Annotated in this window: 19 protein-coding genes; 12 read left to right on the top strand and 7 right to left on the bottom strand. The window is 74.0% G+C overall.

The genetic code is table 11. From position 1 onward, the window contains the following. Positions 1-131 precede the first annotated feature (131 nt). Positions 132-1,511: a serine hydrolase domain-containing protein gene (locus tag ACFVYI_RS29390; protein WP_387891179.1), complete on the top strand. Its 1,380-nt coding sequence runs from the start codon at positions 132-134 to the stop codon at positions 1,509-1,511. Between the two features lie 4 nt (positions 1,512-1,515). On the opposite strand, the gene ACFVYI_RS29385 is transcribed toward ACFVYI_RS29390, so the two are convergent. Further along, positions 1,516-2,091: a hypothetical protein gene (locus ACFVYI_RS29385; protein ID WP_387891176.1), complete on the bottom strand. Its 576-nt coding sequence runs from the start codon at positions 2,089-2,091 to the stop codon at positions 1,516-1,518. A gap of 227 nt (positions 2,092-2,318) precedes the next feature. On the opposite strand from ACFVYI_RS29385, the gene ACFVYI_RS29380 reads away from it, so the two are divergent. The 3 genes from ACFVYI_RS29380 (at position 2,319) to pip (ending at position 5,292) form a co-directional block, all read left to right on the top strand. Then, positions 2,319-3,260 (top strand): GNAT family N-acetyltransferase, encoded by a 942-nt coding sequence (locus tag ACFVYI_RS29380; protein ID WP_387891173.1) that lies wholly within the window; start codon positions 2,319-2,321, stop codon positions 3,258-3,260. Next, positions 3,257-4,081 carry a lysophospholipid acyltransferase family protein gene (locus ACFVYI_RS29375; protein WP_387891172.1) on the top strand — a complete coding sequence of 275 codons (825 nt, stop codon included), beginning with the start codon at positions 3,257-3,259 and terminating at the stop codon, positions 4,079-4,081. Before ACFVYI_RS29380 ends, ACFVYI_RS29375 begins: the two co-directional genes overlap by 4 nt. A 242-nt stretch (positions 4,082-4,323) precedes the next feature. Beyond that, positions 4,324-5,292: a prolyl aminopeptidase gene (gene pip, locus ACFVYI_RS29370; protein WP_387891169.1), complete on the top strand. Its 969-nt coding sequence runs from the start codon at positions 4,324-4,326 to the stop codon at positions 5,290-5,292. Between the two features lie 141 nt (positions 5,293-5,433). Here pip and ACFVYI_RS29365 read toward each other — a convergent pair whose 3' ends face one another. Further along, positions 5,434-6,051, bottom strand: a complete 618-nt coding sequence (locus ACFVYI_RS29365; RefSeq protein WP_387891167.1) for a MarR family winged helix-turn-helix transcriptional regulator — start codon at positions 6,049-6,051, stop codon at positions 5,434-5,436. A gap of 76 nt (positions 6,052-6,127) precedes the next feature. On the opposite strand from ACFVYI_RS29365, the gene ACFVYI_RS29360 reads away from it, so the two are divergent. Both ACFVYI_RS29360 and ACFVYI_RS29355 read left to right on the top strand, forming a co-directional pair. Then, on the top strand, positions 6,128-7,471 hold the full coding sequence (locus ACFVYI_RS29360; protein ID WP_387891164.1) for an MFS transporter: 1,344 nt from the start codon (positions 6,128-6,130) through the stop codon (positions 7,469-7,471). A gap of 28 nt (positions 7,472-7,499) precedes the next feature. Beyond that, entirely contained in the window at positions 7,500-8,501 is a 1,002-nt protein-coding gene (locus tag ACFVYI_RS29355; protein ID WP_387891162.1) for a YdcF family protein, read from the top strand. 57 nt (positions 8,502-8,558) lie between these two features. Here ACFVYI_RS29355 and ACFVYI_RS29350 read toward each other — a convergent pair whose 3' ends face one another. Continuing rightward, a complete protein-coding gene (locus ACFVYI_RS29350) occupies positions 8,559-9,101 on the bottom strand; it encodes a PaaI family thioesterase (protein WP_387891159.1) in 543 nt (180 codons plus the stop codon). Between the two features lie 188 nt (positions 9,102-9,289). Here ACFVYI_RS29350 and ACFVYI_RS29345 point away from each other — a divergent pair, with 188 nt between their 5' ends. Then, a complete protein-coding gene (locus tag ACFVYI_RS29345; RefSeq protein ID WP_387891156.1) occupies positions 9,290-10,960 on the top strand; it encodes a PHB depolymerase family esterase in 1,671 nt (556 codons plus the stop codon). 113 nt (positions 10,961-11,073) lie between these two features. Here the strand turns inward: ACFVYI_RS29345 and mca are convergent, their stop codons facing one another. Next, positions 11,074-11,955, bottom strand: a complete 882-nt coding sequence (gene mca / locus ACFVYI_RS29340; RefSeq protein ID WP_387891154.1) for a mycothiol conjugate amidase Mca — start codon at positions 11,953-11,955, stop codon at positions 11,074-11,076. Between the two features lie 142 nt (positions 11,956-12,097). Between mca and ACFVYI_RS29335 the strand changes: the two genes are divergently transcribed. From ACFVYI_RS29335 to murQ, 3 genes are all read left to right on the top strand, one after another. Further along, positions 12,098-12,742, top strand: a complete 645-nt coding sequence (locus ACFVYI_RS29335) for a TetR/AcrR family transcriptional regulator (protein WP_387891152.1) — start codon at positions 12,098-12,100, stop codon at positions 12,740-12,742. Positions 12,743-12,900: 158 nt separating this feature from the next. Next, positions 12,901-13,581, top strand: coding sequence for a DUF6445 family protein (locus tag ACFVYI_RS29330; RefSeq protein WP_387891150.1), 681 nt, complete (start codon positions 12,901-12,903; stop codon positions 13,579-13,581). Positions 13,582-13,668: 87 nt separating this feature from the next. Beyond that, on the top strand, positions 13,669-14,661 hold the full coding sequence (gene murQ, locus ACFVYI_RS29325) for an N-acetylmuramic acid 6-phosphate etherase (RefSeq protein WP_387891147.1): 993 nt from the start codon (positions 13,669-13,671) through the stop codon (positions 14,659-14,661). 42 nt (positions 14,662-14,703) lie between these two features. On the opposite strand, the gene ACFVYI_RS29320 is transcribed toward murQ, so the two are convergent. Both ACFVYI_RS29320 and ACFVYI_RS29315 read right to left on the bottom strand, forming a co-directional pair. Continuing rightward, positions 14,704-15,216 carry an isochorismatase family protein gene (locus ACFVYI_RS29320; protein ID WP_387891145.1) on the bottom strand — a complete coding sequence of 171 codons (513 nt, stop codon included), beginning with the start codon at positions 15,214-15,216 and terminating at the stop codon, positions 14,704-14,706. A 6-nt stretch (positions 15,217-15,222) separates the two neighbouring features. Next, positions 15,223-15,876, bottom strand: a complete 654-nt coding sequence (locus ACFVYI_RS29315) for a TetR/AcrR family transcriptional regulator C-terminal domain-containing protein (RefSeq protein ID WP_387891142.1) — start codon at positions 15,874-15,876, stop codon at positions 15,223-15,225. 226 nt (positions 15,877-16,102) lie between these two features. On the opposite strand from ACFVYI_RS29315, the gene ACFVYI_RS29310 reads away from it, so the two are divergent. Then, on the top strand, positions 16,103-17,401 hold the full coding sequence (locus ACFVYI_RS29310) for an MFS transporter (RefSeq protein WP_387891140.1): 1,299 nt from the start codon (positions 16,103-16,105) through the stop codon (positions 17,399-17,401). A gap of 32 nt (positions 17,402-17,433) precedes the next feature. On the opposite strand, the gene ACFVYI_RS29305 is transcribed toward ACFVYI_RS29310, so the two are convergent. Continuing rightward, entirely contained in the window at positions 17,434-18,699 is a 1,266-nt protein-coding gene (locus ACFVYI_RS29305) for an MFS transporter (RefSeq protein ID WP_387891137.1), read from the bottom strand. Between the two features lie 142 nt (positions 18,700-18,841). Between ACFVYI_RS29305 and ACFVYI_RS29300 the strand changes: the two genes are divergently transcribed. Beyond that, the gene (locus ACFVYI_RS29300) at positions 18,842-19,804 is read left to right on the top strand and encodes a LysR family transcriptional regulator (RefSeq protein ID WP_387891135.1); all 963 of its coding nucleotides are present in this window, start codon (positions 18,842-18,844) and stop codon (positions 19,802-19,804) included. The last annotated feature ends 66 nt before the right edge of the window (positions 19,805-19,870 follow it).

Here is a 19,870-nt window from a genome sequence, read left to right as displayed (position 1 = left end):
GTGAAATGCGGTAGGCGGCCGACGTAGGTTGAAGGCGCCGTCCGGCCTGGCCGGCGACTCCCGGTGACGGTCGACCACCCGGCGCCGGCGCACCTGTCCAGCCGCTCCCCTCGGAAGATTCAGAGGATCAGATGACCGACCAGTACGACGAGCTCCTCCCCACGACCCGCCGCGCCCTGCTCCATCGGATCGCGGTCGCGCAGGCCGAGGGCCGCACGCCCTCGCTGGTCGCCGCGGTGGTCCGGGACGGCCGGCTGGTCTGGAGCGGTGCCCGCAGCATGATCGACGGTCATGCGCCCGACGGCGACGTGCAGTACCGGATCGGCTCGCTCACCAAGACCTTCGTCGCCGTCCTGGTGCTCCGCCTCCGCGACGAGGGCCTGCTCGACCTGGCCGACCCGGTGGAGCGGCACCTTCCCGGCACCCCGGCCGACGGGGCCACCGTCGCCCAGCTGCTCGCCCACTCGGCAGGCCTCGCCGCCGAGACCCCGGCGCCCTGGTGGGAGCGGACCGACGGCTCGCTGCGCCCGGACCTCGCCGACCTCCTGGAGCGCGAGCGCCCGCGCAAGCACCCGGCCGGGCAGCTCTACCACTACTCCAACCCGGGGTACGCCCTGCTCGGCGCGCTGGTCGAGCGCCTGCGCGGCGAACCGTGGGACGAGGTGCTGCGCCGCGAGATCCTGGAGCCGCTCGGGATGGACCGCACCACCCTGCTGCCCCGGCAGCCGCACGCCGGCGGCTTCGCCGTCCACCCCTGGGCCGACGTCATGCTGTCCGAGCCGCTGACCGACACCGGGCTGATGGCACCCGCCGGGCAGCTCTGGTCGACCGCCGCAGACCTCGCCCGGTGGGCCGCCTTCCTGGCCGGCGGCGACCCGAAGGTGCTGGCCGCCGAGAGCCTCGCCGAGATGCGCCGGCCCGCCACCGGCCCGGGGGGCGACGACTGGTCCACCGGGTACGGTCTCGGGCTGCAACTGCTGCGCCACGAGGGCCGAGTGCTGTACGGCCACACCGGCTCGGTGCCGGGCTTCACCGCCGGGCTCTGGGTCAGCGAGGCGGACGGCCTCGCGGCGATCGCGCTCGCCAACGCGACCAGCGGCGGCAACACCCCGCGGGTCGCGGCGGAGCTGATCGCCCTCACCGCCGAGCACGAACCCCGGCTGCCCGAGCCCTGGCGTCCGCTGTCCTCCGTCGACGAGGAGCTGCTCGCGCTCACCGGCCCCTGGTACTGGGGCGCCACCGGGCACACGCTGCGGCTGAAGGCCGACCGTGCCCTGGAGCTGGCACCGCTCACCGGCGGCACCCGCAGCTCCCGCTTCCGCGCCGAACCGGACGGCACCTGGACGGGGCTGGACAACTACTACGCGGGCGAGACGCTGCGGATCGTCCGGTCCGCCGACGGCTCGGTCAGCCACCTGGACCTCGGCTCCTTCGTCCTCACCCGCGAGCCCTACGGCCCGGCCGCCGCCGTTCCCGGTGGCGTCGACCCGGCCGGCTGGCAGGCCTTCTGAGGCGTCAGATCTCCCCACCGTCCGGTGTGGTGCGACGGGCCCCCGGTGCTTCGGCGACGGGGGCCCGCGCTTCCGCACCTGCGCCTGCCCCTTCGCCGACGGCCGACGCCCCGGCCGCACCCGCCTCCCTGGCCCCGGCCGCCGGCCCGAGGCCCGGTCGGCGGGCGCGGCGGGACAGGTGGGCGAGGCGCGACAGGTGGGCCGTGCGCAGCACGTGCGAGGCGAGCAGCAGGCCGACGACCGTGCTCGGGGGCAGCGCGGCGTCCGTCGCCTTCGTGTCCCAGCCGAGGAAGGCACCGACCGCCAGGAACGGGACCACCCCCACCACGGGGGCGACCAGCAGCGCGAAGACGAGGGTGCTCCGCCTCCGGTCCTCCTCCCAGCACCGGTCGGACGTGACCTGCAGGGCGCCGGCCATCGCCACCACCAGCATCCACCAGGGGGAGGTGGGCAGTCCGACGAGTCGCGCCAGCAGGTGGAGCAGGAGCAGCACGACCGCCAGCTGGGCCTGAACCTGCAGGACGTACCGCAGCTCCGCGGCGATGGTCCGCCGCCGCGCGGCCCCCGGTTTCCACCCCATGGAGCGGAGCATACGGTGGCGCCCGCACACCGAACAGGTGTCCGGCAGACGGCGAGTGGCCCCATTCAGCAGGTGCACATCTGCGCTCCGCCGAACGGCAACGTGGACGCCAGCCGACACGGAGAAACATACGGATACCGGTTCGCACGCCCCACGACCGAGCAGTGCGAACCGGTGCCACGGCGTTCCGTGGCTGCCGTCGTCCGTGCCGCCCTGGAGGGTCCGCCATGACCACCGTCCCCACGTACGCTCCGCCCGCAGTCACCCCCGGCCACACCTCGGTACTCCCCGCCCCGCTCCCGACGCTCCCGACGCAGCCGACCGCCGACCGGCCGGTTGCCGCCCGACCGGTCCCCGCGCCGGCCCTCCTCGGCACGGCGCCCGCGTACACCGTCGCGCTCGCCCGCGACGAGGACGACGTGCGGGCCGCCCAGCTGCTGCGCCACCAGGTCTTCGCCGCCGAGCTCGGCGCCCTGCTGCACAGCCCGGTGGCGGGGCTCGACGTCGACCCGTTCGACGAGTTCTGCGACCACCTGCTCGTGCGCGAGGGCGAGGACGGCCCGGTGGTGGGGACGTACCGGCTGCTGCGCCCGGAGGCCGCGCGGCGGGCCGGGCGGCTCTACTCCGACGGCGAGTTCGACCTGCGCAACCTGGCCCCGCTCCGCGACGGCCTGGTGGAGCTCGGCCGCTCCTGCATCCACCCGGACCACCGCGGCAACGGCGCCGTCATCAACCTGATGTGGGGCGGCATCGCCCGCTACCTCGCCGACACCGGCAACACCTGGGTCGGCGGCTGCTGCTCGATCCCGCTGGACGACGGCGGCGCCACGGCGGCGCGGGTCTGGGACACCGTCAGCGCCAAGTACCTCGCCCCCGAGGAGTACCGGGTCAGCCCGCACCGGCCCTGGGACCCCACCGGCCTGCCGCGGGCCGAGCGGGCCGCCCTGCCGGCGCTGCTCCGCGGGTACCTGCGGCTGGGCGCCTGGGTCTGCGGCGCGCCCGCCCACGACCCGGACTTCGCCACCGCCGACCTGTACGTGCTGCTGTCGCTGGAGCGCACCGACCCGCGCTACCTGCGGCACTTCCTCTCCGGGCCGGCCGCCCCGACCCCGGCCGCCGGGACCGCCGCGCCCGGCGGTGCGGAACCCGCGCCCGGACCCGTCTCATGAGCGTCTGGCTGCCGACGGCTCCCTGCACGCCGGAGACCTGTCTGACCGAGCCCGGCCCCGTGGTGGCGCTCCCCCGGCGCGTCCTGCGCCTCGCCGCCTTCCTCGCCGTGCTGGTGGCGGGTCTGGCCCTCACCCCGTCGGTGCGGGCCCTGCCCGGCGGGCTCCGCGACGAGCTGGTCCGGCGGTGGGCCCGCACCCTGCTCGGTGCGCTCGGCGTCTCTGTCCGGCTCGCGCCGCCCCCGGCCGGCGGCGGCGGGGTCCTGGTGGTGGCCAACCACGTCTCGTGGCTGGACATCCCCCTGATCGCGGCCGGCCGGCCCGGTCGCTCACTGGCCAAGACCGAGGTCCGGCACTGGCCGGTGCTCGGCCCGATGGTGGCCTGGAGCGGCACCGTCTTCCTCGACCGCGACCGGCTGCGCGCCCTCCCGGGCACGGTCGCCGCGGTCGCCGAACTGCTGCGGGCCGGCCGCCCCGTGGTCGTCTTCCCCGAGGGGTCGACCTGGTGCGGGCGGGAGAGCGGCCGGTTCCGGCCGGCCCTCTTCGAGGCCGCCGTCCAGGCCGGCGCCCCCGTGCAGCCGGTGACGGTCCGGTACCGGCTCGCGGACGGGCGGGCGACCAGCGTGCCCGCCTTCGTCGGCGAGGACGGTCTGCTCTCCTCGCTCGCCCGGGTGGTGTCGGTCCGCGGCCTGGTGGCCGAGGTGACCTTCCTGCCCCCGATCCCGGCTCCCGCGGCCAGGACCGGCCGGTCCGCGGACCGGTGGCAGCCGCGCCGGGAGCTGGCACGCGCGGCCCAGGCGGCCGTGGAGGCCACCGGCCGCTGACCTCCGGCCGACGCGACCGGGTGCCCCCGGCGGGCACCCGTCGCGCCCGCCCGCCGTCCGGGGGCCGAGGCCGGTGCCGATGTCGGTGTCACTGACCGGGCCGCCGTCCGGGCCGCTTCTGGGTCGGCGGGCGATCGACGGGCGGCGGGCCGGGCGGGTAGCCTCACGGCGTCCCGTTCGTTCACCGCCGCTCGCCACAGTTCACCGCGATCGGCCGCCGATCGCCCCGGAGGACCACAGCCATGCCCGAGACGTACCCGATCGGCGAGCCTTACGCGCAAGGACTGCTGGAGGTCGGCGACGGTCACCGGATCCACTGGGAGGCCTCGGGAAATCCGGCCGGCAAGCCGGCCGTCGTGGTGCACGGCGGGCCCGGGTCCGGGCACAACCCGGGAAACCGGCGCCACTTCGACCCGGAGCGCTACCACCTGGTGCTGTTCGACCAGCGCGGCTGCGGACAGAGCCTGCCGCACGCGTCCGACCCGTCGACCGGACTGGAGCACAACACCACCGCCCACCTGATCGCCGACATGGAACGGCTGCGCGAACACCTGGGCATCGACCGGTGGCTGCTGTACGGCGGCTCCTGGGGGTCGACCCTGATCCTCGCCTACGCGCAGGCCCACCCCGAACGGGTCTCGGAGATCGTGATCTGCGGGGTCACCATGACCCGCCCCGAGGAGACCGACTGGCTGTACCGCGGCGTCGGCCGGCTGTTCCCCGGCCCCTGGGAGGCGTTCCGCGACGCGCTGCCGCCCGCCGACCGGGACGGCGACCTGGTGGCCGCGTACAGCCGGCTGCTGAACAGCCCCGACGAGGCCGTCCGACGCAAGGCCGCGCGGGACTGGGCGACCTGGGAGGACGCGGTGATCGCGCACGAGTCGCTCGGGAAGCCGAACGCCTACTCCGACCGTCCCAGCGACGCACTGATGGCCTTCACCCGGATCACCGCGCACTACTTCGCGCACGACGCCTTCCTGGACGACGGCCAACTCCTGCGCGACGCCGGACGACTGGCCGGGATCCCCGGCGTACTGATCCACGGCCGGCTGGACCTCGGATCACCGCTGAGGACCGCCTGGGAGCTGGCGAAGGCCTGGCCGGACGCCGAGCTGACGGTCATCCAGGAATCCGGTCACACCGGGAGCCCGGCCATGAGCGCGGCGGTGTTCGCGGCCATCGAGCGGTTCGCCGGCCCGGCCCGGCACTGACCACGACAGACCACGCCGTCCTGGGCGCACCCCGCCCGGATCCCACTCGACCGCCGGCACGGCCGCCCGCGCCGGCGGATTCCGCGGCGCCCTCCACCGGTCCGACCGGGGGCCGGCCGCGACCGCTTCGGCCACGAGCGCTCACGAGTGGGCCGACGGCCGCCCTGCCCGGGTGCCACCCGCGCCCGGGGCCTCCGATGCCAGGAGGACCCGGCGCAGCAGGTCGGAGAGTCGGCGGCGTTCGTCGGGCGCCAGAACCCCCAGCAGGCGGCGCTCCTCCCGGCCGACGACGTCCAGTGCCTCCCCCCAGGCGGCCCGACCGGCCTCGGTGAGTTCGACGTCGACCCGGCGCCGGTCCTCCGTGGAGGGGGTGCGGACGATGAACCCGCGCCGCTCCAGGGCCTCCAGGCGGCCGGTCACCGAGGCCGGCGCCAGACCGAGGTCGTCGCGCAGATCGGACGGGACGGCCCGGCCGCCCCGGCCGGCCAGGACGTGGAGCGTGTCGAACTCGTGCTTCTGCAGGCCGTAGTCGGCGAGGCCCTGCTCGCGCACCCGGCCCAGGTGCCGCAGGAGCTTGGTCATCCGGGTGACGGCGCCCTCGATGTCCGGATCGAGCTGCGGCCGGACCGGGCGCCAGCGCTCGACATGGCCGTCCGTCCAGTCACGCTCCTCACCCCGGGGCCGGTCGAGCTCCTCGCCCCGGGGCGCGTCCACCGGCTCGTCACGTGTCTCGTCGGCTCGTCGCTCGGGGTGTTCCATGGGACGAGTCTAGGCTCCGCCGAAATACCGGAGATATTTCGTTGCCGAAATTTCGGTACCGAAATATAGTTTCGCCGTGACCCACCCACTGAGGCTCCCCGACTTCCGGCTGCTCTTCCTCGGCCGGACCATCTCCACGCTCGGCGACGCGATCGTCCCCGCCGCCCTCGCCATCGCGATCACCAGGGCCACCGGCTCCTCCGGTGCGCTCGCCCTCGTCCTGGGCTGCGCGATGGTGCCGCGACTGCTCCTGCTCCCGCTGGGCGGCGTGGTCGGGGACCGCTTCAACCCCCGGGCGGTGGCGCTGACGACCGATCTGGTGCGGGCCGCCGCCCAGCTGTTCGTCGGCGTCGAGCTGATCGGCGGGGAGCCCGGCCTGGCCCACATCGCCGTCGCCGAGGCAATCGGCGGCATCGCCTCCGCGTTCGCCCTCCCGACCGCCTCCCCGCTGGTCGCGGGCACCGTCGAGGGAGCACTGAGGATGCGGGCCAACGCGCTGCTCGCCTCCGTCAGCAATGCGGCACGACTGGGCGGCCCCGCACTCGCCGGGGTCCTGGTGTACTCGGTCGGCGCCGGCTGGGCCTTCGTGCTGAACGGCGCCTCGTTCGTGGTCAGCGCCGCACTCCTGACCAGGGTCACCGTCCGGCACACCCCCGCGGAACGCCGTCCGTTGTTCACCGAGCTGGCCGAGGGCTGGAGCGAGTTGCGCTCACGGAGCTGGTACTGGACCAGCCTGATCGCCCACGGCACGTGGAACGGCGCCGGCGCGGTGCTACTCACCCTCGGCCCGCTGATCGCCACCCGGGACCTGGGCGGCGACGCGGTCTGGATCGCCATGACGCAGGCCGGCGCGATCGGCCTGCTGGCCGGATCGCTGCTCGCCGGGAAGGTCCGGCCGAGCCGCCCGGTCCTGCTCGCCAACCTCGGCCTCGCCCTGTACGCACTCCCGCTGGCCGCCCTCGCGGTCGCCGCCCCGGCGCCGGTGACGGTCACCGCCTACGCACTCGCGATGGCCGGCCTCGGCTTCCTCAACCCGGTCTGGCAGACGGTGGTTCAGCAGGAGTTCCCCGCACACGTCCTGGCCCGCGTCAGCTCCTACGACTGGCTGCTCTCGCTGGCCGCCGCCCCGGTCGGCTACACCCTCGCGCCGCTCGCAGCAGACGCCTGGGGCAGCAGCGTTCCCCTGCTGGTGGCCGCTGCGCTGGTGGCGCTGGCGTGCGCGGGCACCGCCGCGGTGCCCAGCGTGCGCCGGATCGGGCGCAGCACGGCGAAGGCGACGACCGGTGCGCCGAGTACCGCTCCCGCACCGGCCGAAGGGACCGGGCGGGACAGCGGATCCGGGTCGGCCGCACGGCCGGGTGAGCCGGCCGGATCTCCCGCGCGGGAGGCGGACGGCGGGGCTCCCGCAGCCCACTCCTAGCCACCCGATCGGCCCCTACGATACGAGCATGATCGCCTATGCCCCAGCGGCCCTCTTCTTCGTCCTGTGCGGGATCGGGGTCCTGCGCGACCGACGCCGGTTCAGCAATGCCGTCCTGCTCGGCATAGCCGTCTCCTTCCTCGCGCTGGCATTGCTCGCCGAGCTGCGCAAGGCCCCGACGCTGGTCGTCGAACTGGCGGCGGTCGCCATCATCCTGCTGCCGGCGATCGGGACCTTGGCACTGATCGGCTTCCTGATCGCCAACGGCCTGACCATGGTCCGCAAGGAGGGCAGGCGGCCCGCCAACCTCCTCTCCCTGCTCGCGGGGCTCGGCATTCTCGCGGTGATCACCCTGCTCGTCGCGGCACTGCTCACCCGCTCGTACCGGCTGGGCGTCCTCGCCGGCACCGCCGTGCTGGTCGTCGGCTACGTCTCCTTCCTGTTCGTCTGCTTCGTGGGCTACGCCTTCCTGTACGGCCGTCACCGGCCGCGCCGGGACGTGGACTTCGTGGTGGTGCTCGGCTCCGGCCTGATCGGCGGCGACCGGGTGCCGCCACTGCTGGCCAGCCGGCTGAACCGGGGTCGGGACGTGTACGAGAAGCAGGCCGCGCGCGGGAACCCACCGGTGCTGATCACCTCGGGCGGGCAGGGGCCGGACGAGAAACTGCCGGAGTCCCACGCGATGGCCGACTACCTCGTGGAACGCGGCTTCCCCGAGGCGCACCTCGTGCGCGAGGACCGCTCGCGCACGACGGAGGAGAACCTGCTCCTCTCCAAGGTGATCATGGAGCAGGCCAAACCCGACTACCGCTGTGTGATCGTCACCAACAACTTCCACGCCTTCCGGGCCGCACTGACGGCTCGTAAGACCGGTGTGACCGGGCAGGTCTTCGGCTCCCCCACGGCGGCGTACTACTGGCCAAGTGCGACGATCCGCGAGTTCGCCGCCGTCTTCCTCTCCCACAAGCTGATCAACTTCGGCATCTGCGGCTTCCTCGCCCTCTGCGGAGTGCTCGCCGCCGCACTCTGAGGTGCCGTGGCACCCCTCCCGCGCCCCGGCCACCGGAAGGGACCGGGGCCCGGTGCGTCACGCCGTCGGACGCGGAGCCAGGACCGCACAGGTGGTGGACCCGTGCGCGTACAGCTTGCCGTCCTCCACTCCGACGACCCGCGCCTCGGCCGTCGCGAAAGTCCGGCCGACGTGCAGGGCGACGCCCTCGCAGCGCAGCCGCCCCGAACCGGCGAACACCGGGCGCACCATGTGAACGTTCAGCTGGGTGGTGGTGTAACCGGTACCGGCGGGAAGGCGACTCATCACGGCGCAACCGAGCGCCGAGTCGAGCAGGGTGGCGAGGTAGCCGCCGTGAATGGTGTTCATCGGGTTGAAGAGGTGATCGCCGACCTCGCCCTCGAAGACCGCCGTGCCCGGCCCGGCCTCGACCAGGGCGAAGCCCAGCGTGCTCGACATCGACGGCGGCTGGATCCGGCCCGCGAGGATCTCGTGCAGGATCTCCTCACCGGTGAGGTGCGAGAACTCGGAGATCGGCGGGCCCGCCCGCCAGTGGTGGGTACGGCTGCGCAACGCCTCGGCCGGCACGGGCTTCTCGTCCTGGAATTCGTACGTACTCATGGGACCAACCTGCCTGCTCCGCCCGCCCGGCTCAACTGCGGCTCACACCGGGGAGGCGCCCTCGCCAATGGCGGCACCGGCCATGACGGACCGGGCGAGGGCGGGTGACCGCCACATACCTCCCGGCGGCCGGACGCGCCACGCTGCACGGCATCCCACCGAACTCCTCCCCCACCCAGGAGTCCCCCATGGCTCTGCTGCCGGTGCGCGCGTCCACCTCGCCCACCAGGTCCGTCCCCCACACACCGCTCACCCGGTCCGCTGCCTCCGAGGCCGCTCCTGCAGCGCCCGTCGCGGGACCGCCTCGCCGGGGCGGGCGGCTCGCGCGTCGCGCCGCGGCCGCCTTGCTGGCGGTGGTGGCGCTCGCCTCGACCGCGCCGGCTTCCGCCGTCGCTGCGGTCTCCACGAGCCCCTCCGGCTCTGCCGCCCTCGCCGTTCCCGATGTCGCCGGGGCCTCCAACCCCGCCACGACCTCCGACATCGCCGCGACCTCCGACGCCGCCGATGCCGTGGGCGGGACCTTCCAGCAGGTCACCGGATTCGGCGCCAACCCCGGGAATCTGGCGATGTACTCCTACACCCCCACGGGCCTGCCGACCGGAGCACCGCTGGTGATCGCGCTGCACGGCTGCGTCCAGACCGCCGCCGACTACTACCGCAACTCCGGCTGGACCACCATGGCCGACCGGTACGGCTTCGCCGTGGTGTTCCCGCAGACCGGCACCGCCAACAACAGCCTCTCCTGCTTCAGCTGGTTCGACGCCGCCAAGGACAGCCGGGGAGCGGGCGAGGCCGAATCGGTGGTCGAGATGGTCACCAAGGCCCGGGCCCTGTACGGCTCGGACAGCCACCGGGTGTTCGTCACGGGCCTGTCGGCCGGCGGCGGCATGGCGGCCGATCTGCTGGCCGACTACCCGGACGTCTTCGCGGGCGGAGCTATCGACTCGGGCCTGCCCGCCCACTGTGCCACCACCCAGAGCGCCGCCTCGGGCTGCCAGAACAACGACCAGCGGCTCACCCCGAGCCAGTGGGGCGACAAAGTCCGCCGGGCCTACCCGGGCCACACCGGGCCGTGGCCCCGGGTGGCGATCTGGCAGGGCGCCGCGGACACCACCGTCAGGCCGGTGAACGGCACCGAGCTGCGCGACCAGTGGACGGACGTGTGGGGCATCGGCCAGAGCGCCGCAGGCACCAGGACCCTGCCGGGTGGCACCACGCAGTCCGTCTACAACGACGCGAACGGCCGGCCCGCCGTGGCGCTGTACACCGTCGCGGGCATGGGCCACGGGCTCGCCGTCAGCCCCGGCCCGGGTGCCGACCAGTGCGGTGCGACTGGCGCCTACTTCCTCGACGCGATCTGCTCCAGCTACTACACGGCGCAGTTCTGGGGGCTGGACGGCGGCAGCCCGACCACACCCTCGCTGCCCGCCCCCAGCGGCCTGACCACGACCGCCACCGGCCAGGATTCGGTCGCGCTCGGCTGGCAGGCCGTCACCGACGCCACCTCGTACGTGCTGTACCGGGACGGCGCGCGGGTGGCCGCCCCGACCGGCACCTCGTACACCGACATCGGGCTGAGCCCCGGGGCCTCGTACACCTACGCCGTGGCCGCCGTCGACGCGGCGGGCGTCGTGGGTGCCCGTTCGGCGGGACTGACGGTCACCACCACGGGCAGCGCGCCGCAGTGCTTCACGGACAACAACTACAACCAGGTGAAGGCGGGCCGTGCGACGCAGGCCGGCGGCCTCACCTTCGCCCTGGGCTCCGGGCAGGCCATGGGCCTCTGGAACACCTTCACGACCCACACGCTGAAGCGGACCGGGACCGGCTACTTCGTCCTGGCCGACGGCCAGTGCTGAGCCGTACCCCGCCGCCAGGCCGTACCGCACCGGACCGGGGTACGGAACCGGTGCCGCACGGCCGCAGCGGCCACCTGCTCCGCACCTCTCCCTGCCCCAACCGCTGAGACGCATCATCCGTGCTCCTCCCCGGGACGCAGACCGGCGAACAGGTCGGACTCGGGGAGGGCCGTCTCCACCAGGCTCCGGGCCAGGTGGTAGTCCTCCGTGGGCCAGACCTCGCGCTCGATGTCCCGCGAGTGCGCCATGAATCCGGCGCCGGGCTCTATCTGCGTGGCGTGCGCGAGCAGCGCGGCGTCCCGTACCGCGAAGTACTCGGCGCAGTGGATCCTGGTGGTGGCGGCGAGGGCGGGCGGGGTGTCCGGCCAGTCGGCGAGCAGCTCGCCCATGGCCGATTCGACGCCTCGCGCCGTCATGGCGTCGTGAATGGTCCGGAACCAGGCCCGGGACAGCGCCAGGTGGTAGTAGAGCTTCGCCGGCTGCCAGGGTGCGCCCGCCTCCGGACAACGGTGGGGGTCGGCCGCAGCCTCGAAGGCCTCGACGGCGACCCGATGGGTCATCACATGATCGGGGTGCGGGTAGCCGCCCGTCTCGTCATAGGTGACGACGACATGGGGGCGGAACTCGCGGATCAGCGCGATCAGCGGCTCGGCGGCCACGGCCGTCGGTCGGAGCGCGAAGCACCCCTCGGGCAACGGCTCGTCGGGGCCCGGCAGCCCGGAGTCGGTGAAGCCGAGGAAGCGCTGCCCGACACCGAGGATCTCGCGTGCGGCAGCCATCTCCCCCCGCCGGACGCGGGCCAGGTCGGAGCGGATCTCGGGCCGGTCGAGCGCCGGGTTGAGGACGGATCCGCGCTCGCCACCGGTCATGGTCGCGACCATGACCTCCACCCCCTCGGCGGCGTAGCGGGCGAGGCTGGCCGCCCCCTTGCTGGACTCGTCGTCGGGGTGGGCGTGCACGGTCAGCAGGCGGAGCGCGGAGGGCTGGGTGAACATGGGCGGTCCGTTCGTTCGAGGGCGTGGCGCCGAGCGGTCGAGTAGGCGGTGATCCGCCGGGAACAAACTTAGGTCCGTCCCATCGAATGGGTCAAGCCTAATTTCTGTGCTCGACCCAGCGAACCTGCGCTAGGCTCGCCCCATGACCGAGGGAATCCCCAACCTGCGCGAGCTCAACAAGCGCCGCACCCGCGAGGCGATCTCGAACGCGGCCACGCGGCTCTTCATCGAGCGCGGCTTCGACCGGACGACGATCGCCGAGGTCGCGGCAGCCGCCGGAGTCGCCAAGATGACCGTCACCAACCACTTCCCGCGCAAGGAGGACCTGGTCCTCGACCTGCACGAGGAGATCGTCACCGGGCAGGCCCGGACAGTCACCGGACGCGCGCCCGGCGAGTCCGCGCTGGCCGCGCTGCGCCGGGGCTGCCTGGCGGCGATCGACCACCACGACCCCGTCCTCGGCTTCTCCGATCCCGCGTTCGCCCGCACCGTCACGGCGAGCCCCGCACTGCTCGCCCGGCTGCGCGAGCTCCACGAGCAGAGCGAGGACGCCCTGGCGGCGGTCCTCGCCGAAGCCACCGACTCCTCCCCCGGCGATCTCACGGCCCGGCTCGCGGCCGGCCTGCTCGGCGCGGTCCGCCGGGCGCTGTTCGCCGAGGTGTTCCGCCGCGTCCAGGCCGGCGAGGAGCACGAGTCGATATCCGCTGCCATCCGCCCGTCCGCCGTCCGCGCCTTCGACCAACTGCGCGGCGCGCTCGACGGGTACGCCGTCCGGCCGGCCGACTGAGGCACCACCGCGAACCGCTGCCGCGACGCCGTCGCGCGGCCGTGGCCGAGCCGCTCGGCACCCCGGCCCGCGGCGGTAAAGCGCAGGTCCCGGCACTTGACGAAAGGTTGACCTGTTCACGGCAGAACGTTGGCGGGCCCCGACCCTATGGTCGGCGCATGCTCCCACAGCCCGCCGGGCGGATCGCCCTGCCCGTCCTGCCGTACCGCAAACCCACTCCCGGCCGGGACTACTGGGTGCTGGACAACGTATTGCCCGATCCGGACGCGGTCCGCGAACGCTGCCTGGCCCGGGGCGACTGGACCGAGGGCTACCCCTACCGGCCCGAGGCCTGGCCCGGCCTGCGCACCATGCCCGGTCTGGAGCCGGACGAGCTCGCCCGGGTGGAGGCGCTGGTCCGCAAGGCGACCGGCGCGTCCAGGCTCTGGGTCCAGAGCACTCCCGGCGGCGGCACGCTCAACCACAACTGCGTCCAGCTGGTCGGCGCCGGCGAGTCGGAGTCCCGCCCCCACACCGACTCCCGGGCGCTCTGCCGCTACGCGGCCGTCCTCTACCTCAGCCCCGGCGCCCCCAAGGAGGCCGGCACCAGCTTCTACCGCCAGCAGTTCCCCGGCGGACGCCTCGGCGGCAACCTCGTCGACGCACCGCACAACAACCTCGTCGAGGCGCTCGGCACCCGGCGCGTCCCGGGCGACGCCTTCAGCGAGGACGTCCGCGTCCCCAACCGCTACAACCGGCTCCTCCTGTACCGCGCCAACCTGATCCACAGCGCCACCGCGTACTACGGCATCCCGCTGGAGGAGCGGCGGATGACCGCCGTGTTCTTCTGGATGGCCTGACCCCGACCGACGGACGGCCTGCCCCCGACCGACCCACCCCGACCCCCGGCCGGGTTGACGGCGCGCGCACTTGGGGAGACAGCGTTCATGGACAGCGACCTCCCGCCGGACGCCGAGCCCAGCACGGCGACCGGCCCGACCGGCACGGCCAGCACGACCGGCCCGGCCGGCAGCGCGGCCGGCGGTCCGCCGACCGAGGCCGTACGCCCCGAGTGGTCCGACCTCGACCGGATGACGACCCTCGACCTCGTCCGGCTGATGAACGCCGAGGACCGCACCGTCGCCGAGGCCGTGGCCGGGCAGTTGGAGCCGATCGCCGCCGCGGCCGACGCGATCGCCGCCCGGATGGGCCGGGGCGGCCGTCTGGTGTACGCGGGAGCGGGCACGGCGGGGCGGCTCGGGGTACTGGACGCGAGCGAGTGCGCACCGACCTTCAGCACCGCCCCCGGCCAGGTCGTGGGCCTGATCGCGGGCGGGCCGGCAGCCCTGGTCGGCGCGGTCGAGGGAGCCGAGGACCGCCCGGAGCTCGCCCTGGCCGATCTGGACGCACTGGCACTGACGGCCGCCGACAGCGTGGTGGGCGTCTCCGCCTCCGGCCGGACGCCGTACACGGTGGCGGCGCTCCGACGGGCCCGTGCGACGGGAGCGCTGACCGTGGGCCTGGCGTGCAACCGGGGTTCCGCCCTGGTGGCGGCGGCCGAGCTGGGCATCGAGGTGGAGACCGGACCGGAGGTGCTGGCCGGTTCGACCCGGCTCAAGGCGGGCACCGCACAGAAGCTGGTGCTGAATCTGCTCTCGACCGCCGTCATGGTCCGCCTCGGCAGGACCTACGGAAACCTGATGGTCGACGTGCGGGCGAACAATGCGAAGCTTCGCGACCGGGCGCACCGGATCGTCGCCCTGGCCACCGGCGCGGACGAGGAGACCGTCCGGAGCGCGCTGGCCGCCACTCGCGGTGCGGCCAAGGACGCCGTCCTGGTCGTACTCGCCGGAGTGGACGCGCCGACCGCCGGGCGACTGCTCGCCGCCTCGGGCGGACGGCTGCGCGAGGCCCTGGAGTCCGCCCGGGCGCAGGGCTGACCAGAGGCTCCCGGCGGTCTCGCCGCACCCCGGGTCGCCCGGTCACCCGAAGCGGACGGCTCCCCGCTCGACCACCTCGCCGAAGCGGGGCAGGTCGAGATCGACCGCCGACCGGTGCTCCGCCTCCGTCAGAGCCGCCAGCGCATCCTCGACGAACAGCAGCTCGTAGCCGTGGTCGGCGGCCGCCCGGGCGGTCGACTCCACTCCCAGGTTGGTCGCGATGCCGGCGAACACGAGCGTGTCCACACCGCGCGCCTGAAGCAGCTCGTGCAGCCCGGTGCCGTGGAACCCCCCGATGGTGCGCTTGACCAGGACGGCATCGGCCAGTGCCGCCACCTCCGCGACCAGCGCACTGCCGGGCGGCTGCTCGGCGACGTTCGGGCGCTCGACGCGCAGGGCGACGACAGGGGCACCGGCGGCCTGGAAGGCCGCCGCGAGGTCCAGCGACACCGCGAGGACGTCGGTACCCGGTCGCGGGGCCAGCGGCAGGGCGACGATCCGGCCCATCAGGTCGACCAGGACGAGCGCGGTCCGGCCGGAGTCAAGGGTTCGCATGGCGGATCACGCTAGCGGATCACCGGGGCCGGATGCCTTCTCCCGGGCGATCGCGCTCCGGAACCCCTCGATCAGCACCTGGAGCCCGTACTCGAAGTCGGCGTCGTGGTCGGTCATCCGCAGGGTGTCGGCGGCCTCGCGCAGCAGTGGAAGGTCGCGCAACGCCTCGTCCGGGAAGGCCGGTTGGGCGCGCTCAGCGGCGTCCTGGCTCCAGGCCTGTTCCTCGGTGACCCAACCCATGAGGTAGCGGTCGATCGTGAGCAGCAGCCGAAGGGCGGTCCGCGGGCGCAGACCGGCCCGACAGAGGGCACTCAACTGCGCTTCCACCGCGGGCAGTTCGCCGGCCGTGGGCAAGGTACCCGCATGCACCCGGGCGCCGTCGCGATAGGCCAGCAGGGCGCGGCGCTTGGCCCGGGCGTCCTCGGCGAGCCACTGCGGCCACTCCTCCGGGACCGGCTCGCGGGCCGGCGGCAGGGCCTCGGCCGTCATGGCCTCCGCCATGAGGTCCAGCAGCTCCCGCTTGTTCTTGAAGTGCCAGTAGAGCGCCGGGGACTGCACGCCGAGTTCGCGCGCGAGGCGACGCGTGGTGAGGCCGTCGATGCCCACCTCGTTCAGCAGCCGCAGGGCGGTGCGGACCACCTCGTCACGTTGCAGCGCCATGTCGCCCCGGCCTCCCGTCGGTCCCGACCGAAACTCGCTTGGCTCCCCACCTTATCGCTGCTAAGTTCCATGCTCGGAATTTATCACTGATAAGGACGGGTGCCCCCGGGGGCTGCGACCACCACCCCGCCGCCTCGCCACTCCACCACCCCGCCACTCCGCCGCCCCGCCACTCCACCACCCCGCCACCCCGCCACCCCGCCACCCGAAGGGATTCGATGCCGCAATGAGCACCGGAACGGACCGGATCCGGTCCCGGCTGCTGCCGAACACCGCGCCCTGGCGGTCCTCCCGCGACTTCCGACTGGTCTGGGCGTCGGGCGCCGTCACCATGCTCGGCTCGATCTTCACCCTCACGGCGATCCCGCTGCAGATCGCGGACGCCACCGGCTCACCCCTGGCGGTGGGAGCCGTCGGCGCGGTCGAACTGGTCCCGACCGTCCTGCTGGGCCTGTACGGCGGGGTACTGGCCGACCGCGCCGACCGGCGGACGGTCGCCCTGGTCACCGAGATCGCCCTGGCCGCACTGAGCGCACTCCTGCTGGTCAACGCGCTGCTCGGCGCGCCGCTGCTCTGGCCGCTCTACGTCGCGGCCGGGTGCGCGGCCGCGCTCCAGGGGCTCCAACAACCCTCACTGGAGGCGATGGTCCCGCGCCTGGTGCCACACGATCAGCTGGTCGCGGCCGGTGTGCTGCTCTCGCTGCGCTGGAGCGTGGTCGGGCTGGCCGCCCCGGGCATCGCCGGCGTGGTCATCGCCACGGCCGGTACGGCGCCCGCCTACCTGCTCGACGTCGCCACCTTCCTGGTCTCGATCGGCCTGCTCGCCCGGGTCCGCCGCGTCCCGTCGGAACGCGACGCCGAGGCGCCGCCGCTGCACGATCTCATCGAGGGCGCGCGGTACGCCGCGCGGCGGCCCGAACTGGTGGGCACCTATCTGGTCGACCTCGCCGCCACGGTGTTCGCCCTGCCCACCGCGCTGTTCCCCTTCCTGGCCGTGGAGTCGGACGCGCTGTGGGCACTGGGGCTGCTCTACTCGGCCTCGGCCGCGGGCAGCCTGCTCGCGGCGGCCTTCAGCGGGTGGACCGAGCGCGTCCACCGGCACGGGCGGCCCGTCCTGTTCTCCGCCGCACTGGTCGGGGTCGTGATGGTCGCGGCCGCCCTCTGCTCGAACATCTGGGCGCTGCTGCTCTGTCTGGCGGCCGCGGGGGCCGCCCACTGGCTGGGCGACACCTTCCGCGGCGCGATCTGGAACGAGTCCATCCCCGACCGGCTGCGCGGTCGGGCGGCGGGCCTGGAGCTGCTGATCGGCTCCGCCGGGCCCGCCCTCGGGGACATCCGCGCCGGCGGCCTCGCCGCCCGCTACGGGATCCGCGCCGCGCTCCGCTCGGGCGGCCTGGCCTGCGTCGCCTCCACCGGCGTCCTCGCCGCCGCCCTGCCCGCCCTCTGGCGCTACGACCGGCGCACCGATCCGCAGGTGGCGGCGGTCCGCGCCGCCACCTCGGGGCTCGGGGAACAAGGAGGGTGAGGTGTGCCCGCTCGCACCCCGGTCGCGCCCGGTCATGCCCCGGTCGCGTCGCGCTGCACTCCGGAGCAGAACTCGGCCGGTGCGGTGACAGGCCGCGCGGGTCGAGGGAGCAGCAGCGGGGTCGCCAGGATCAGCAGTCCGGCGACCGCGATCGCGGTGCGGGCGCTGGTGAGGCCGGCCAGCAGCCCCCACAGGGCGGTCAGCACGGCGATGGTGACCTTGCTGGTGATCGACCATGCGGACAGCGTGCGGGCGGTTCGGTCCGCCCCCGTCCGTTCGAGGCGGTACGCGGCGAACACCGGGGTGAACACGCCCATACAGGCGATCAGCCCGAACTCGACCGCCATGACGAGCACCAGCCCGGCGACACCGGGGCCGATGAAGGCCAGCCCGAGCGGCCAGCACGCGCGCAGCGCCCCGGCCGTCCGGATGACCTTCTGCTGCCCGTACCGCGTGACGAGCGGGTGGGCCAGCCGCGAGCCGATCAAGCCGCCGAGGCAGGGCACCGCGAAGGCGAGGCCGTACTGCCACGGTGCGAACCCGAGGCGGCCGAGCATGAGGACGGCCAGCAGCGGGGCGCTCGCCATGATCAGGCCGTTGACCAGGACGGTGTTGAAGAACAGCGGGCGCAGGGCCGGGTCCGCCACGATGTACCGCCACCCCTCGACCAGGTCGCCGACCCTCGGCCGCCGTGGTGCCCCGGTTCGCGCGGGGCCGGGCTCCCCGCCGCCGATCGCCCGGATGCCCACGGCCGAGAACAGGTAGCTGACCGCATCGGCCAGCACCGTCATCACCGGACCGAACAACCCCGTCACGGCCCCGCCGAGCGGTGGTCCGAGCACCGTGGCGATCCAATTCGTGGACTCGAAACGCCCGTTCGCGACGACCAGGTCGTCCGGCCGCACGAGCGCCTTCAGTGCTGCGCCGCCGGCCGCCGTGAAGGCGATGTCGGCGGCGCCGACCACCACGGACACGACCAGGAGCTGGGCGAAACCCAGCCGGCCGAACGCGAACGCGGCGGGAACGCTCAGCAGTGCCGCGAACCGGATCAGATCCATCGCGATCATCACCGGCCGCTTGCGGCGGAACTCCACCCACGGGCCGAGCGGCACCGCCACCACCGCGCCGACCACCGTCCCCGCGGCCGCCAGCAGCGACACCTCGGTCGTCCCGGCATGCAGCACGAGGATCGCGATCAAGGGGAACGCGTCGAACGCGAGCCTCGTGCCGAACGCACTGGCCGCGTACGCCGCCCAGAGCCACCCGAACTGCCGCCCCAGCGACCGCTTCGCCATCATGCTCAGTACACCGCCCACTCTCGCCCTCGGACAACCGAACGTTGACCGTCGAGATCAAAGCGAACGGAACATCCGCAGGTCAAACAACCCGTTGACCACCGGCCACAACGGCCTGTTGTCCGCCGAGCTAGGGTGGGCGGACATGAACCTCGATGCCGTACGCACCTTCGTCGCCGCAGCGGACGCCGGCCGGTTCCAGGACGCCGCCGCCGACCTGTCGATCACCCAGCAGGCCGTCTCCAAGCGCATCGCCGCGCTGGAGGAGGATCTCGGCGTCCGGCTGTTCACCCGGACCACCCGCGGCGCCCGGCTCACCATCGACGGGCAGGCGTTCCTGCCGCACGCCCGTGCCCTCCTCGACGCGGCGGAGCGGGCGGCCGACTCGGTGCGACCCGGCCGCCGCGCCCTGCGCGTCGACGTGATCAGCGCCCGGATCGCACCCGCACATCTGCTGCGCGACTTCCACCGCGCGCATCCCGAGGTCGAACTCGACGTCGTCACCCGGCTCCTCGACGCCGACGCCGCGATCGCCGCCGTCGGCTCCGGCGCGATCGACGCGTCCTTCCGCGCCGTCACCCTCCCCGCCCAGCAACTCCCCGACGGCATCGAGACCGTCCGCGTCCTCGACGACCCCCTCCAACTCCTCACCGGCCCGGACCACGAGCTCGCCACCGCCCCCGCGGTCACGCTCGCCGACCTCGCCGGGCACAGGATCTGGATTCCCGGCATCGTCCCCGGCACCGAGTGGGCCGCCTACTACGCCGACCTCGCCGCCGAGTTCGGGCTCACCATCGACACCATCGGTCCCAACTTCGGCTCCGACGCCCTCCTCGAAGTGATCGCCGGCACCCCGACGCTGGCGACCTTCGTCGGAACGGACGACCGGCTCGTCTGGCCCGCCCACTTCGATCTGCGGCGCATCACCGTGCACCGGCCGACACCGGTCTATCCGCACTCGCTGATCTGGCGCGGCGACAACCCGCACCCGGCGCTCGCCGCGCTCCGCGCCCACCTCGGCTCCGCACGGGCGGGCCACGGGACCTGGACGCCGGCATGGGCCCAGCACCCGACACCGCGACGGCGCGACGGCGATTCCGCGCCCTGACCTGTGGCGGTGGGCGAGGCGGGCCGCTCAACCCCGCTGTTCGAGCGCTCCCGCGCCGCCCTCCCC

Origin of the sequence: Kitasatospora sp. NPDC058218, assembly GCF_042882445.1 — a bacterium.
Taxonomy (GTDB): domain Bacteria; phylum Actinomycetota; class Actinomycetes; order Streptomycetales; family Streptomycetaceae; genus Kitasatospora.
Note: the sequence above shows the minus strand (reverse complement) of the source record. Positions and strands in the feature narration are given on the sequence as shown.